This is a genomic window from Mesorhizobium sp. B2-3-5 (genome assembly GCF_006442395.1).
Classification (GTDB): Bacteria; Pseudomonadota; Alphaproteobacteria; order Rhizobiales; family Rhizobiaceae; genus Mesorhizobium.
Genome location: NZ_VFVX01000012.1, coordinates 57272 through 71949 on the forward strand (window position 1 = coordinate 57272; position 14678 = coordinate 71949).

At 61.8% G+C, this 14678-nt stretch carries 15 protein-coding genes; 8 read left to right on the forward strand and 7 right to left on the reverse strand.

Annotated features, from left to right (window positions below; genetic code table 11):
- Positions 1-4: 4 nt before the first annotated feature.
- From FJ958_RS15930 to FJ958_RS15955, 6 genes are all read right to left on the reverse strand, one after another.
- Positions 5-1294 carry a CpaE family protein gene (locus FJ958_RS15930; RefSeq protein ID WP_140744165.1) on the reverse strand — a complete coding sequence of 430 codons (1290 nt, stop codon included), beginning with the start codon at positions 1292-1294 and terminating at the stop codon, positions 5-7.
- Between the two features lie 50 nt (positions 1295-1344).
- The gene (locus FJ958_RS15935; protein WP_140744166.1) at positions 1345-2073 is read right to left on the reverse strand and encodes a CpaD family pilus assembly protein; all 729 of its coding nucleotides are present in this window, start codon (positions 2071-2073) and stop codon (positions 1345-1347) included.
- A gap of 14 nt (positions 2074-2087) precedes the next feature.
- Positions 2088-3605: a type II and III secretion system protein family protein gene (locus FJ958_RS15940; protein WP_140744167.1), complete on the reverse strand. Its 1518-nt coding sequence runs from the start codon at positions 3603-3605 to the stop codon at positions 2088-2090.
- Positions 3602-4417 carry a Flp pilus assembly protein CpaB gene (cpaB, locus tag FJ958_RS15945; RefSeq protein WP_140744168.1) on the reverse strand — a complete coding sequence of 272 codons (816 nt, stop codon included), beginning with the start codon at positions 4415-4417 and terminating at the stop codon, positions 3602-3604. Before cpaB ends, FJ958_RS15940 begins: the two co-directional genes overlap by 4 nt.
- 208 nt (positions 4418-4625) lie before the next feature.
- The gene (locus FJ958_RS15950) at positions 4626-5144 is read right to left on the reverse strand and encodes a prepilin peptidase (RefSeq protein WP_140744169.1); all 519 of its coding nucleotides are present in this window, start codon (positions 5142-5144) and stop codon (positions 4626-4628) included.
- A 194-nt stretch (positions 5145-5338) separates the two neighbouring features.
- The gene (locus FJ958_RS15955) at positions 5339-5515 is read right to left on the reverse strand and encodes a Flp family type IVb pilin (RefSeq protein ID WP_140607708.1); all 177 of its coding nucleotides are present in this window, start codon (positions 5513-5515) and stop codon (positions 5339-5341) included.
- 356 nt (positions 5516-5871) lie between these two features.
- On the opposite strand from FJ958_RS15955, the gene FJ958_RS15960 reads away from it, so the two are divergent.
- The 3 genes from FJ958_RS15960 (at position 5872) to FJ958_RS15970 (ending at position 7675) form a co-directional block, all read left to right on the forward strand.
- Positions 5872-6294: a pilus assembly protein N-terminal domain-containing protein gene (locus FJ958_RS15960; protein WP_140607709.1), complete on the forward strand. Its 423-nt coding sequence runs from the start codon at positions 5872-5874 to the stop codon at positions 6292-6294.
- A 135-nt stretch (positions 6295-6429) separates the two neighbouring features.
- Entirely contained in the window at positions 6430-7017 is a 588-nt protein-coding gene (locus FJ958_RS15965; RefSeq protein WP_140744170.1) for a TadE/TadG family type IV pilus assembly protein, read from the forward strand.
- Positions 7018-7051: 34 nt separating this feature from the next.
- Positions 7052-7675, forward strand: coding sequence for a TadE/TadG family type IV pilus assembly protein (locus tag FJ958_RS15970; RefSeq protein ID WP_140744171.1), 624 nt, complete (start codon positions 7052-7054; stop codon positions 7673-7675).
- 107 nt (positions 7676-7782) lie between these two features.
- Here FJ958_RS15970 and FJ958_RS15975 read toward each other — a convergent pair whose 3' ends face one another.
- On the reverse strand, positions 7783-8706 hold the full coding sequence (locus tag FJ958_RS15975) for a phosphate/phosphite/phosphonate ABC transporter substrate-binding protein (protein WP_140744172.1): 924 nt from the start codon (positions 8704-8706) through the stop codon (positions 7783-7785).
- Between the two features lie 184 nt (positions 8707-8890).
- Here FJ958_RS15975 and FJ958_RS15980 point away from each other — a divergent pair, with 184 nt between their 5' ends.
- The 5 genes from FJ958_RS15980 (at position 8891) to dnaA (ending at position 14668) form a co-directional block, all read left to right on the forward strand.
- Positions 8891-10132: a phosphopentomutase gene (locus FJ958_RS15980; protein WP_140744173.1), complete on the forward strand. Its 1242-nt coding sequence runs from the start codon at positions 8891-8893 to the stop codon at positions 10130-10132.
- A complete protein-coding gene (mutM, locus tag FJ958_RS15985; RefSeq protein ID WP_140744174.1) occupies positions 10125-11015 on the forward strand; it encodes a bifunctional DNA-formamidopyrimidine glycosylase/DNA-(apurinic or apyrimidinic site) lyase in 891 nt (296 codons plus the stop codon). Before FJ958_RS15980 ends, mutM begins: the two co-directional genes overlap by 8 nt.
- Before the next feature lie 31 nt (positions 11016-11046).
- Positions 11047-11820, forward strand: coding sequence for an enoyl-CoA hydratase (locus tag FJ958_RS15990; protein WP_140607715.1), 774 nt, complete (start codon positions 11047-11049; stop codon positions 11818-11820).
- A 181-nt stretch (positions 11821-12001) separates the two neighbouring features.
- A complete protein-coding gene (rpsT, locus tag FJ958_RS15995) occupies positions 12002-12268 on the forward strand; it encodes a 30S ribosomal protein S20 (protein ID WP_027026587.1) in 267 nt (88 codons plus the stop codon).
- 855 nt (positions 12269-13123) lie between these two features.
- A complete protein-coding gene (gene dnaA, locus FJ958_RS16000) occupies positions 13124-14668 on the forward strand; it encodes a chromosomal replication initiator protein DnaA (protein ID WP_140744175.1) in 1545 nt (514 codons plus the stop codon).
- The last annotated feature ends 10 nt before the right edge of the window (positions 14669-14678 follow it).

Genomic DNA, 14678 nt, shown 5'->3' on the forward strand with positions numbered 1-14678 from the left:
AGCGTCACTTCTTGTTGCGCGAGAGCTTGCCGAGCAGGCTGCCGAGGCCAGCCTTCTTTTTCGTCCTGATTTCGCTGCGCCCGGTCAGCACATGGGCAATCTCGTTGATGGTGGCGACCACCTGGTTCTTGGCATCCATCTCGCCGAGCATGCGCCCGTTGTTGGCTGCATTGCCGAACAGCACCGGATCAAAGCCGATGACCGACATCGGCGTGAGGCCGAGCGGCTCGGCGAAATCGGACGGCGAAATCTCCGGGCGCTTGGGAACACCGGTCTGGTTGATGATCAGCTTCGGCGGCGGGTCGTTGGGGCGAAGCCGCTTGAGCATGTCGAGCAGGTTCTTGGTGTTGCGCAGATTGGCCAGTTCCGGCGTCGCCGTGATGACGATCTCGTCGGCCTTGACCAGCGTGTTCTTGGCCCAGCCCGTCCAGACATGGGGAACGTCCAGAACCAGCAGCGGCACGCTGCGCTGCGCGGTATCGACAAGCTGAGCAAAGGCATCGGGATCGAAGTCGTAAACGCGCTCCAGCGTCGAGGGCGCCGCGAGCAGCGACAGATGTTCGGCGCACTGGGTCAGCAGCCTGTCCAGATATACCTCATCGATGCGTTCGGGCGAGAACACCGCTTCGGCGATGCCCTGTGCCGGATCCTGATCGAAATTGATATTGGCGGTGCCGAAGGCGAGGTCGAGGTCGGCAACGACGACCTCGGATTTGAACAGCGAAGACATTGCCCAGGCCACGTTATGGGCGATCGTGGACGAGCCGACGCCACCCTTGGCGCCGACAAAGGCAACCGAGCGGCCGAGCGGCTCGGCCTCCGGATCGACGAAGATCGACGAAACGACACTGACGATATCGGCCATCGACACCGGCGCGATGACATATTCCGAGATGCCGGAGCGGATGAGCTCACGATAGAGACCGACGTCGTTGTAATGACCGATCACCACCACCTTCGAGGACGGGTCGCAGTGTTCCGACAGCTGGGCGAGCTGTTCCAGCAGTTGCTTGGGTTCGCTGCGCGACTCCAGCAGGATCAGGTTAGGCGTGGGCGCCGACTGATAGAATTCAATGGCGGTGGGAATGCCGCCCATATGGACCTTGAGATGTGCCTTGGTCATGCGGCGATCCTCGCCGGCACGCTCGACCGGATTGGCAACGCCCTCCGTCTCGCAGAATGCCTGGATCGAGATGCGCGGAACCGGTCGCAACGCCTGCATCGCGGCGATGTCCTGCGGCGAGGTATCGCCGCCGTCCATGGTGGCGTCATAGGCAAGGTTGCTCATGGTCATGCTCTTTCCGTGGCCCGTTCTTTCGCTGGCTTCTCTTTCCCGAGGGCGGCTCAGTAGGTCACTTCCGAATTGCCGAGGAATTCACCCGAAATGCCCCTGCTGCGATAGACGTCGATCACCGCGCCACGATTTTCCGCGTCGATTGTGGTCTGCTTGCGCGGACCAATCAGGTCGGCCGGGTTGGCCATCTGAGCGGCGAGATTGTTCTGATAGGAGCAGCCGAAGTCGGCGTAGTGCTTGTTTTCCGACGTCTCGACCAGGTCATCGGGCCAGCGTCCGCATTTGTCGGTCTGGGCTTTTACCGAGATATAGGCGACGCGAACCGGAGCGGATATTTCGCTCGATCCGGCCTGGTAGGCGACCACGACGATCCGGTTGCGCTTGACGCCGCTGGCGACCGCGAGCCTGGCAAAATCGCGACCGGCCGCCGTCGCGGCAACCTCGTTGGCCGATCCGCGGGGAATCTGGATCGTCAGCGTCGGTGCGGCACTCTTGTCATAGCCGTCGAGGAAACCGAGAAGCGTATCGCGCTGCGAGCCGGTCATGCCGCGGTCGCCAGCGCCGACGGGAAGGTCGATCTTTTGGTTCTTCTCCGCGATGACGATCGGATGGTTGGTGCGATAGTCATCCGGAATGGCACCGACAGTGACGCTGTCGCGCTGGGCGCAACCGGCCAGCAAGGCCGTCGCCGCAACCGCCAGGAACGGGAGGGCCCGCAGGCGCGAACGGCTGGTGCTCGTCGTCTTGGTGGTCCTTGTCTTCAACGCTGACTGAGACATGTCCGCTTCCCCATTCACTTATAGATGAAGCCGACAACGCCGTGATAGCGGCCGTTGGGCTTGTCGGTCTGCATGGTGCCGTAGACGCGATTGACGCGCCCGAGGAACATGCCGGCGCCGTCGCTCGGAGGATTGAAATTGTCGTCCGGCTTGGCGAGATCGTTGCGTGCAACCGGCCGTGCCAGATAGGGCGTGATGATGATGACGAGTTCACTTTCGTTGCGGACGAAGTCCCTGCTGCGGAAAAGCGCGCCGAGCACTGGAATCTTCGTAAGCCCAGGCAAGCCGTTGACGGCTTGCCTGACATCGTCGCGAACCAGGCCTGCGATCATCATGGAACCGCCGGACGGCAATTCCACGGTCGTGTCGGCAAGGCGCTTGCGCAGCGACAGGGCATTCATGCCGGGACTGGTCACGCCTGAGGACAGCGATACCGATCCCTCGGTGGTCGGCTCGGAAACCGAGGTCCTAACCTTCAGGCTGATGCGGCCGGGAGACAGCACAACCGGCTGGAATTCCAGGCCGATGCCGTACTCGATCTTGTCGATCGTATAGGTCTTCAGGCCTGTCTGGTTGTCAGTGGATACGTTCTGGGAGACCCCGCTCACTATATTGTATTCGCCACCGACCTTGAAGGTCGCCTTCTCACCGGACACCGCGGTCAACGTCGGCTCGGCCAGGGTCTTCATGACCCCGGACTGCTCCATGGCGTTGATGTAGGCCCTCAACGCCGAGTTGCCGATGTTGAAGCCCGAATTCGACAACTGCTTGCCGAGGCCTGTGAAATTGTCGCTGAGCGCGCCGTAGCTGATGCCGTTGCTGCCGCCGTTGCCGACCATGTTGACGCCGAGCTGCTTCATTACGGACCGGCTGACTTCGGCTACCGTCACCTTCAGCGTGACTTGGTCGTCGCCGATGATCTGCAAGAGATTGACAATCTTAGAGGTGCGGCGCTGCGTATCCGGGTTGTTGATGTCGACACCGCTCTGGGCCGAGCCGCCGGCCGCGGTCTGTGAATATTGTCCCGTCGTCGCTTCACCGCCCGAGACGAAGATCGTCGCCAGATCAACCGCCCGTTTCGCGTCCAGAGGCGTGTCGACCGTCCCGGTCAAGATGACGTTGTCGTTGAGCAATTCCACCTTGATGGCCGAAGTCGGAAGGAAGCGCTTGATGTAGTCCTCCAGCCCGGCGACGTCGCGTTCGATGGCCAGGTCCAGACTGGCGATCTGTTCGCCGTTCGGACCGAAGACGAAGATGTTGGTCTCGCCGACCGCCTTGCCGAACAGGTAGATCCGCCTCGCGGTCCGGGTTACGGCATCGGCAACTGTCGGGTTGGCGACAAGGATGTCATAGGCATCGCTCGGCAGGTCGATGACGACCGATTTGTTGAGGCCAAGCTTCACGCGTTGGGTGGCCGTCGTGGCCGACACCTGCGTACTCTTCGCCTCGACGACGCCCTGAACATTCGTTCCGACGAGCAGCAGGCCGAATGCCGTGGCTATGATTGCCGGCAGTTTACCGCTTAGCCTCATTTTCTTGCCCCTACTTCGGAAACTTCACCCGACTTGATCAGCCTCACCGTTCCCCTGCGGCCATTGCCGGAAACGAGATAGTCGGCCTCGCCCGGATTCTTCTCCTGGGTGTCCGTGATCGACCGCAGCGCCAGGGTCAGGCGATCGGCCATCTGCTGGGCAACGGTGATGATTTCCGCCTGCCGGGGGGTCAGCTCCAGCGTAGCGGTCTGGCCCACCCTGGTCTTCTTGCCTTCCTCGTCCTCCTGGATGGTCTGGTCGATTGCCAGGACGCGGATGTTCTTGAGGATGGTTTCGGTGTTGAACCCGGTGCTGCCGCTGCTGGCATCCGCCCTGCGGGTCATGATCACGTCGACGAAATCGTTTGGAAGGATGAAGCCGCCTGCCGAAGTGTCAGCCGAAATGGTCGTGGCGACCGCCCGCATCCCGGAAGGCAGGATGGACGACATGAAGCTTTGCCCCTCGCCGATCAGCTTGGAACGCCGCACGGGCTCGCCCGCGTACATCGCCACGCGGGCTATCGACCCTTTCAGTTTCTCGAGCGCGTCGGGGGCGGTCGCCTTGGTGATGAAATTGGCGTTGATGCCGTCAGCCGGCCAGGATTGCCAGGTGATGTTGTTCCCGAGCGCGCTGCCCATCGCGACATCGCCCGACAGCACAAGCACGTCCTGCAGAGATACGGCGGGAGCCTTGGGGCCGGAATCGATGACGATCTGGGGCGGCGGCGCTACGACCATGTTTTTCGCGACATAACCAGCGCCACCCGCCGCGGCCACCGCCACGCTTAGAATAATCAGTCGGGATGCTGGCATTTGTCCGAACCTCGCCTTGGCAAACCTAGCCAAGCCGGACTTTGCAGCGGCAATCGTCAAAACAAGGTTAATGCAATGCTTACGATCGTGATTAATTTAAGCTTTACATAAATTGGATGGAGTGCGTCGCCATGCGTGCAAGTATCGGCCGGTTTCCTTCAAAGCCAGGTCGGACAACGCGGTAGGAGATGGGGAAATCAGATCGTGTTCAGCCGGCCAGCCTTGCCAGCGCCCACACCATCAAAGGCGAATCCGGATAGGTCAGCAATCCGCCCAGGCCGAGCGCGATCCCATAAGGAACCCCCGCCGACTCTTCCGCGAAGTGACGCAGGAATGGATTGCGGCCGGTAAATACCGCCAGCGGCGACTTCCGGTAAAGCAGGATGGCGAGCGTCAAGAGGCCGCCAATGAATGTCGAGACGACAAGGTATTCAACGAGATGCACGTTGAGCCCCATCCACACGGCCGTAGCGGCCAGCAGTTTGGCGTCGCCTCCACCCATGCCACCCATCGCGAACAGACCGAACGTCACGGCCAGAACCAGGGCCCCGGCGGCGAAATGCCAACCATAGGCCGCCCATTCCATGCCCGTCAGCGGTGCCACCAGCGCGAAGACGACGACAAGCAGCACCGGCACGCGATTGGCGATCGTCATCGACAGCATGTCGGAGATCGCGGCAAACAGCATGCAGAACGGAAAGACGACGAAGATCAGGGCTTCAAGCATCGGCGCTGTGCCTATTGTCCACGGGGCTCAATCTAGAATGAATCAATTAACGATTGATGAGGCCTGCAATTGATGAGGCCTGCAATGCAAACACGACCGTTGTCGGCCGCGACATGAACACGCAACACAAAACAGGGGCCACCACTTGGCGGCCCCTGTCCAGAACACGATCTGAACGTTCAGCAATAAGCCGATCAGCTGCCGCTGGAGTTCAGGGTGGTTCCGATCGAGGTGAACTTGGCGTTGATGGCATTGCCGAGCGCGCCAGCGCCGGTGATGATGGCGAGTGCGATGAGAGCGGCGATCAGACCATATTCGATAGCGGTCGCGCCGGATTCGTCCTTCACGAAACGTGCAATGAGATTAGACATTCGAGAGCTCCTACTCCACGTGTTACAGCACTTCCGTCAACTTCTGTGATGGTTGATCGGATGCTGCCAATCTAGGGAGAAGCTCTTTCGATCGGCTTAATAAACAGCCTTACCGATTCCTTTCCCGGATCGAACATAGTGCGTGGTTAACTCCGCGCTAAGCGCCGGTTAAAGCACCATTTCCCAGGCCAACACCGCAGAAGGCAAGGGCTTGGCGAAGCTTGTGGCCCAGCCCGGACCTGGCCACGCGAGCAGCGGTGCCGACCGCGACAACCGTCGGCGTGGGTCGACTTAACCGTTGGTTCACCAATCTCGTTCATGTTCCGTTGAACAGTCCGCTTGCGTGGAGCGCCATAATGGCCTTGCCGAGACCCTCAATCCTGATTGCCGTGCTCCTTGCGACCGCGAGTTTGATCACGCCAGCAAGGGCCGGTGCCGGCATCGAGGTCACCATGAACCAGGCCAAGATCGTCAAATTGTCGCGCCCCGCCGACACGGTCGTCGTCGGCAACCCGGCAATCGCCGATGCCTCCGTCCAGGACGCCTCCACGATCGTGCTCACAGGCAAGGGTTTCGGCGTCACCAATCTCGTCGTTCTCGACCAGGAAGGCAGCCCGATCGTCGACGCGCAGGTTACCGTCGTGCGGCAGGCAGCCTCGTCTGTCCGCATTTATCGACGTGCCGAGGTCCAGACCATGTCTTGCACGCCCTATTGCGAAAGCTCCTACAAGAGCGAGGCGGAAAAATCCTCAGAGGCTGAAATGAGCGTCAGCAAATAGGCCGCGCGGCGGACCGGCGGCCGGGTTACCGCCCGGTTAAGACCCCCGCGCCGACTTTAATGATCATTCAAACCGGACCTCAATTGGTTTGCGTTAGTACCCCTGTCGGGACCGTCCAGGGATGGCAGGAACAGTATGGGCAAGGCAATCGGTTCGACGGATCAACGCAAGATGGCGCGCGCCCGGTCTTTCAGGCGCTTCGTTCGCGACCGGCGCGGCAGCACGGCCCTGGAATTCGCGCTGCTTGCATTGCCTTTCGCTCTCCTGGTGTTCGCCATCCTCGAGAGCTGCATCTCATTCGCCGGCCAGGAGGTGATGGCCAACATCACCGACGATGTCGCGCGCCAGCTGCGCACCGGCCAGTTGCGGCCGGCCGATGTCGCTGGGAATAATTTGACAACCCTGATCTGCAACAAACTGGAAATCATCGTCTCCACGGATTGCCCACAACAGCTGCTCGTCGATCTTCGCCAGTATTCGACTTTCGCCGACGCGGCCCAGGCGGGCTTCAAAATCCAGAACGGTGATGTCGTGCTGATGCAGGGCACCAGTTCCCAGACATTCGTGAACTCCCCGGGGCCGGCGGAATCGAAGAATATGCTGCGGGTCTTCTACAAATGGCCTGTCATGACCGATCTGATGGCCAAGTCGATGGCCAATCTGAGTGGCGGCAGGACGCTGCATTTTGCGTCGGTGACCTGGCAGAACGAGCCGTTCAATTGAGTTCGGAAGCACCGACAAGAAAAAAGGCAATGGTATGATGCGTGCGGGGGCACATCTGGAAATTGCGGGGATCTGGAGCAAGGCGGTTGGGTTCTGGTCCAATCGCCGCGGCGTGGCGGCGGTCGAGTTTGCCCTTATCGTGCCTATCCTGCTGATCCTGTATTTCATGACCATGGAGGCTTCGCAGGCCATCGAGACCAGCAAGAAGGTCAGCCGTATCGGCAGCATGGTGGCCGATCTCGTCACGCAACAGCCGACCATCGTGAAGGCGGATCTCGACGCCATCATGCAAATCGGCACGTCAACCATCCAGCCCTACAACCGCTCGACGCCCAACATCACCATCACCGCGATACAGGTCACCACCGACACGCCGCCCAAAGTGCTGGTGGTGTGGTCACGCAAGGTGGCCAACGGCGTCAACAGCGTCGGCGCCACAGCAGGCTCGGCCACCACGGTTCCGACAACGCTCAAGGTCGCCGGCACCTTCCTGATCCGCGTCGACAGCACATTGGGCTACCAGCCCATCATCAGCTGGACCGCGGACACTCAACAGAAGCTTGGGTTGACCGCCGCCCTCGCCAACGGCATATCGATGGGCGAGACTTACTATCTGCGCCCCCGCAGAAGCCTGACGATCCCCTGCAGCGACTGCTGAGCAATTCCAGGAACAGCATGCAGCGTGCCTTTCGGCCGGAATTGCGTAAAAACAAAGACTTAGAGCGGCTCGGCGATTCCATCAGACACTGGATCGCTGGGGCTTTTTTACTGCTGCCCACCATCGGGCGAGACCATGCGCACGATGGCTTCCGCCGTCGCATAATCCTTTGGAGCCACGGTCAAAAATCCGCCAGAGTGCTTCGTTTCCAGGAGATCGTAGACGTCCGGCATCGTCGATTTGAGGTTGGTGAGGAACACGGTCAGCCGCCGTTTGGCTTCCGGGTCGAGATCGCTGCGCACGGTGTGGGGACCGTATCTCAGCAGCGCCGATGTCCACACGACCTGGAGAGCGGATGCCGAAAGGCCGGCCACCTCGAGCCTTGCCTGCGTGCCACCAGATAGGTGCGGCTGGCCATCGGCCGCGGCCCTGACCCAGCCGAACATGGCGTCGGCCTTGCCGTCGACGAGCATCATTTCCGCCGCCGACGCTGAATCCGCGTGGATCAGAAACGGTGCATTTTCGGCAACCTTGACATGCTCGGCGGCCAGTCCTGCCAGGGGCAAAAGCGAACCCCCGACACTGTCAGGCGGCGGCATGGCGATCCGATGGGTCTCCATATCAGCCAGGCCAGGCAGCTTGCCGTCCCTAGTCAGCAACACGGAGCGAATGCCCGCCGCACCGTCGGAATCGACGGGAGCCACGAGCGGCTCGACGCATCCGCAGCGTTGCTGCGCGGTGGCATAGGCGATCGCCGAATAGATGGCGTATTCGATCCGGGCATTGGCCTGCGCCTCGATCAGCGCGGCATAGTCGCGGGCAACGACGAACTCCACCTTCATGCCCAGCGCATTGGTAAAGGCCTGCGTCAACTGCGCCACACCCGGAACGGTGTTTCCGCCACCAGGCCCGGCGACAATGCCGATGCGAAACGTGCCGATATCATCGCGCCAGTCGGCCCGTGCCGGACCACACCAGAATGCGCCGTGCAGGGCGATGAGAGCAGCGCCTGCCTTGAGTGCAGCCTTCATGACAACACCGTCATTGCGTTTTGTTCGATCCCTGCGTTGGCCGGTCGCGACGCATTGTCTCGCGGCGCACTTTTGGGCGACATGCATCGGACTATCGCGCCAAGCCGTTGCCGTTCGGTTTCCGATTTGCCAACGCCGCCGTGGAACCCTATGTCTGGTCGTCCACACTGGCAACAATGATCCGATGGCGCGTGCTTTCCTCTTCGTCCTGGATTCCTTCGGCATTGGCGGCGCGGCCGACGCCGAGCGCTATGGCGACGCCGGCGCCAACACCCTCGCGCACATCGCCGAAGCTTGCGCGGAAGGCCGCGCGGATCGTGAAGGCCTTCGTCAGGGCCCGCTGTTTGTTCCCCACATGGCATCGCTCGGGCTTGGCAAGGCGGCCGAGACGGCGACAGGACTGGGTTTTGCCCATTTCGGAACGGATGTGCTCGCCAATGCCTTCCATGGCGCGGCGCAAGAAGTTTCGAGCGGGAAGGACACCCCTTCCGGTCACTGGGAGATCGCGGGCCTGCCGGTCCGCTTCGACTGGGGCTATTTCCCGGGTACCGTTCCCGCCTTCCCGGCCGATCTGACCGAGGCGATGATCCGCGAGGGCAAGGTGCCTGGCATTCTCGGCAACTGCCATGCGCCGGGCACCGAGATCATCGAGCGGTTCGGCGAGGAGCACATCCGTACCGGCAAGCCGATCTGCTACACGTCGGTCGATTCGGTCCTGCAGGTCGCCGCGCATGAAGTCCATTTCGGGCTGGAGCGGCTTTATGAGTTCTGTCAGGTGGTGCGCCGACTGGTTGACCCATTGAGGATCGGCCGCGTGATCGCACGGCCGTTCGTCGGCGAGACCACCACGACCTTCGCTCGAACCTACAACCGCCATGACTACGCCGTGCCACCGCCAGAGCCGACCTTGCTCGATAGATTGACGGCGCGGGGAAGCCGCGTCATCGCCGTCGGCAAGATCGGCGACATCTTCGCCCATCGCGGGATTTCGGAAGTGCGCAAGGCCGCCGGCAACATGGCCATGTTCGACGAGGCGCTGGGCGCAATGGACGACGCCGGCGACCGCGATCTCGTCTTCGCCAATTTCGTCGATTTCGACACCGAGTTCGGCCATCGCCGCGATGTCGCCGGCTATGCCGCCGCGCTCGAGGCCTTCGACCTGCGGCTGCCGGAGGCATTCGCAAGGCTGCGGCAAGGCGACCTTCTCATCCTGACGGCCGATCACGGCAACGACCCGACCTGGCGGGGCACCGACCACACGCGCGAGCGCATTCCCGTCATCGGCACCGGGCCGGATCTGAAAGGCGGCGACATAGGGCTGAGGGCAACCTTCGCCGATATCGGCGAGACCGTAGCCGAACATCTCGGGGTGGCGCGCGGCCGCTACGGCACTTCTTTCCGCGCGACGATTGGCGGCCATGCCTGAATTGCCCGAAGTCGAAACGGTCCGGCGCGGCCTGCAGCCGGTTCTCGAAGGCGCCCGTCTGGCCAAGGTCGAGGCGCGGCGGCTGGATCTCCGGTTTCCGTTTCCCGAACGGTTCTCGGAACGGCTGACCGGCAGGAAAATCACCGCGCTCGGCCGCCGGGCGAAGTACCTGACCATGCATATGCAGGATGGTCCGGTGCTGATCTGCCATCTCGGCATGTCGGGCTCCTTTCGCATCGAGACCGACGACGACAGCGAGATGCTGGGCGTGTTCCACCACGAACGCTCGAAAAGCACGGTGCACGACCATGTCGTGTTCCATGTCGTCTCCACGGCCGGCGTCCGGTCCCGCGTGATCTTCAACGACCCGCGCCGCTTTGGTTTCATGCTGTTTTCAGAAGAGCCGGCGGAGACGCATCCCATGCTGGCCGGACTGGGCGTGGAGCCCACGGGCAATGCGCTGGACGGCGTGCTGCTCGCCTCGCTGCTGAAAGGTCGCAGATCGCCGCTCAAGGCAGCGCTTCTCGACCAGAGGCTGATCGCGGGGCTTGGCAATATTTATGTCTCGGAGGCGCTGTGGCGTGCCGGCCTGTCGCCCCTGCGCGAGGCGGGCACCATCGCCAAGCCCGGCAAGAAGGCGAAGGAACAGAGCGAACGTCTCGCCGGGGCGATCCGCTCGGTCATATCGGACGCCATCGCCGCCGGCGGGTCATCGCTGCGTGACTATGTGCACGCCGACGGGTCGCTGGGCTATTTCCAGCACTCCTTCGCCGTTTACGACCGCGAGGGAGAGTCCTGCCCAAAGCCCGGCTGCGGCGGTCACGTCGAGCGCATCGTGCAGAGCGGACGCTCGACCTTCTATTGCCGGACGTGTCAGAGCTGAGTTAGACCGGGGTCGAGCGAGGAGAAGCAGCATGGCCTATGAGACGATCATCACCGAGACGCGCGGCAAGGTCGGGCTGATCACGCTGAACCGGCCGCAGGCGCTCAACGCGCTGAATTCCCAGATCCTCAATGAACTCGTCGCAGCCGTAAACGGTTTCAGCGCCGATCCCGGCATCGGCGCCATGGTTGTTACCGGCTCCGACAAGGCCTTTGCCGCCGGTGCCGACATCAAGGAGATGCAGGCGATCTCCTACGTCGACGCTTACAGCCAGGACTTCTTCGCTGGCTGGGAAGAATTCACGCGGGCGCGAAAGCCAATCATCGCGGCGGTGGCCGGCTATGCGCTGGGAGGGGGGTGCGAACTCGCGATGATGTGCGATTTCATCATCGCCGCCGATACGGCCAAATTCGGCCAGCCCGAAATCACGCTCGGCGTCATTCCCGGCATGGGCGGGTCGCAACGACTGACCCGGTTCGTCGGTAAGTCGAAGGCCATGGATATGTGCCTGACCGGGCGGATGATGGATGCGGCGGAAGCCGAGCGCTCGGGCCTGGTATCGCGGGTCGTGCCCGCGGGCGAGCTTGTCGAGGCGGCGGTCAAGGCGGCTGCCAAAATCGCTGATTTCTCACTGCCGTCGGTGATGATGGCGAAGGAAGCTGTCAACCGTGCCTATGAAACGACGCTTGCCGAGGGATTGCGGTTCGAACGCCGCCTGTTCCACTCGCTTTTCGCCCTCGAAGACCAGAAGGAAGGCATGGCGGCCTTCGCCGAAAAGCGGAAGCCGAATTTCACCAACCGGTAGGGCATCGCCGGCCCGGGCCCGAAACCCCGTGACGCCGGCCAAAAAGAACGCCAGGCAGCGTTGACGCGCCGGAAAAGCTGAACTATAAGCCGCACCAACCGAGGCGGCCCCGTGGCTGCCCGTTTGTTTTTTGCGCCCTGCGGCATGCCGCGTGCGCCGACCAGATCAGAAGAGAGGCATCATGGCCAACACATCCTCGGCCAAAAAGGCAACGCGTAAGATCGCCCGCCGCGCGGCGATCAACAAGAACCGTCGGTCGCGCGTCCGCACCTATGTCCGCCAGGTCGAGGAGGCACTCGCCTCCGGCGACAAGGCAGCCGCCCAGGCCGCTTTCAAGGCCGCCGAGCCGGAATTGATGCGCGCCGCGACCAAGGGCGTGATCCACAAGAACACCGCGTCCCGCAAGGTGTCGCGGCTGGCCCAGCGCCTCAAAGTGCTCTCGGCCTGACATCGCCTTTCCAGGCTTATCTTCTTTGAAACCCGGCCGATCGTGCCGGGTTTTTTCGTTTGCCGGCAAGTACTTAAAAAGAATACTGAGAAATGGCGTCCAATACGGATTCCAGGGTTCGAAATGCTTTGCCGGCACATGCATGCCTACTGATGGTCGACATGCTTGAAAAGTGTAGGCTGAAAAATTCCAAGCCAGCATAAATAATCAATATTTTTCAATCAATTAGCGATAGTCATCCACAACTTGTCCACAGCACGCCGGAGGGACGGGAGGACAACTGGCTGTCAAGCGAATTATTTCAGAAAATTTCAAACCGGCCCGGCTTTTTCATATTCGCCGGAAAAGGGTTTGAATCACAATGGCTTTGTTAAAACATACCGCCGCAGCATGGCGCCCGAACCCGCCCGAGGTAACCAGATTCCTTAAAAATCCGTTAGACGTGGCCTTGCCCTATCCACAGCGATTTCGGTAATGTCCATCCATCGAAAGGGACGGGGCCCTGAGCCCTTAACCCAGCCTGAATCGGGCCAGCTTAAATTGGCGGGATTTGCGACGCGGATCAAGTCCGCGGACGGTTTGGTTTGCTCTTTTTCGGTACGGTAGGGGACTGGCGTAACTAGACATGGCAGGTAGACAGCGCGCCGGCGCTCTTTCGCCGGACGGTGTCGTGTTGCCCTGACGTACCCAACGCGGACTGGCTTCCATGGGCCGGCACCGGTTCCCCCGGATAGTGGGCGACGTTCATTGCCGGCGGCGGCAAGGAGCTTCGTAGCGAAGGCACAGTCGCTGGAAAAGATGCAGGAGGCGCATCCCCAGCGGAAAAACAGGTACAGAAAGGCAAGGAACTCGATCATGCAGAGCGGCATCGAAAGGGAGCTTACGGGCGACCTCCCATTTCCTGGAACTTTGATCGGAGCAAACGAGATGGTGGTCTCCAGCGACGCGGAGCAGAAGTTCGACCGGGTCAAGACCCAGTTGAAGGCGCGTCTGGGGGCTGAAGTCTATTCGAGCTGGTTCGGCCGCATGAAGGTCGCGGAGGCTTCCAAGGGCATTGTCCGCATCTCCGTGCCCACCGCGTTCCTGCGCTCGTGGATCAACGGTCATTATCACGACCTCATCTCCGAACTGTGGAAGCAGGAGGATTCCGAAGTCCTCAAGATCGAGATCGTCGTCCGCACGGCCACTCGCCAGGGGCGCAGCCATGCCGAACCGGAATTGGCGCCGGCGCGCAAGATGACGCGGCAAACGCAGACGGCGCTGGCCGCCGGCACCGTGAGTCCAGGCAGGGTGGAGCGGCCTCCGGTGCCGCGGCCGGGCGTTTCGGCCGAGAACGAGTTCCGCCACAATGTGCTGGGGTCGCCGCTTGATCCGCGCTACACTTTTAGCTCCTTCATCGAAGGACCGTCGAACCGGGTGGCGTTCGCTGCCGCCAAGGCCGTAGCGGAATCGCAGTCGAGCGCGGTGCGCTTCAATCCGCTTTTCCTGCACGCGACCGTCGGGCTTGGCAAGACGCACCTCCTCCAGGCCATCGCGGCGGAATCGCTGAAGCAGAATCCCAAGTCCCGCGTCGTCTATCTCACCGCCGAATATTTCATGTGGCGCTTCGCCACGGCGATCCGTGACAACAATGCGCTGACGCTCAAGGAGCAGCTGCGCGACATCGATCTCCTGATCATCGACGACATGCAGTTCCTGCAGGGCAAGTCGATCCAGCATGAGTTCTGCCATTTGATCAACATGCTGCTCGACAGCGCCAAGCAGGTTGTCGTCGCAGCGGACCGGCCGCCGTCGGAGCTGGAATCGCTGGAGCCGCGGGTGCGTTCGCGCCTCAATGGCGGCGTCGCGCTCGAAATGTCGGCGCCCGATTTCGCCATGCGCCTTGGCATGCTCAAACTGCGCCTGGCCACGGCCAGGACCGACGACGCGTCGCTCGACATTTCCGATGAAATCCTCAATCACGTCGCCCGCACCGTGACCGGCAGCGGCCGCGAACTCGAGGGTGCGTTCAATCAGCTGCTGTTTCGCCAGTCGTTCGAGCCGCAGATCACCATCGACCGCATCGACGAGATCCTCGGCCACATCTATCGCACGGGCGAGCCGAAGCGGGTTCGCATCGAGGACATCCAGCGCATCGTGGCGCGCCACTACAACGTGTCGAAGACGGAACTTTTGTCCAACCGGCGCACGCGCACGATCGTCAAGCCCAGGCAGGTCGCCATGTATCTGTCGAAGGTGATGACGCCGCGCTCCTTGCCCGAAATCGGGCGGCGCTTCGGCGGCCGCGACCACACCACGGTGCTGCATGCCGTGCGCAAGATCGAAGACCTTTCCGGCGCCGACAACACGCTGGCACAGGAACTAGAACTGCTGCGGCGCCTGATCAACGACCAGGCCTGACCGGTACCGC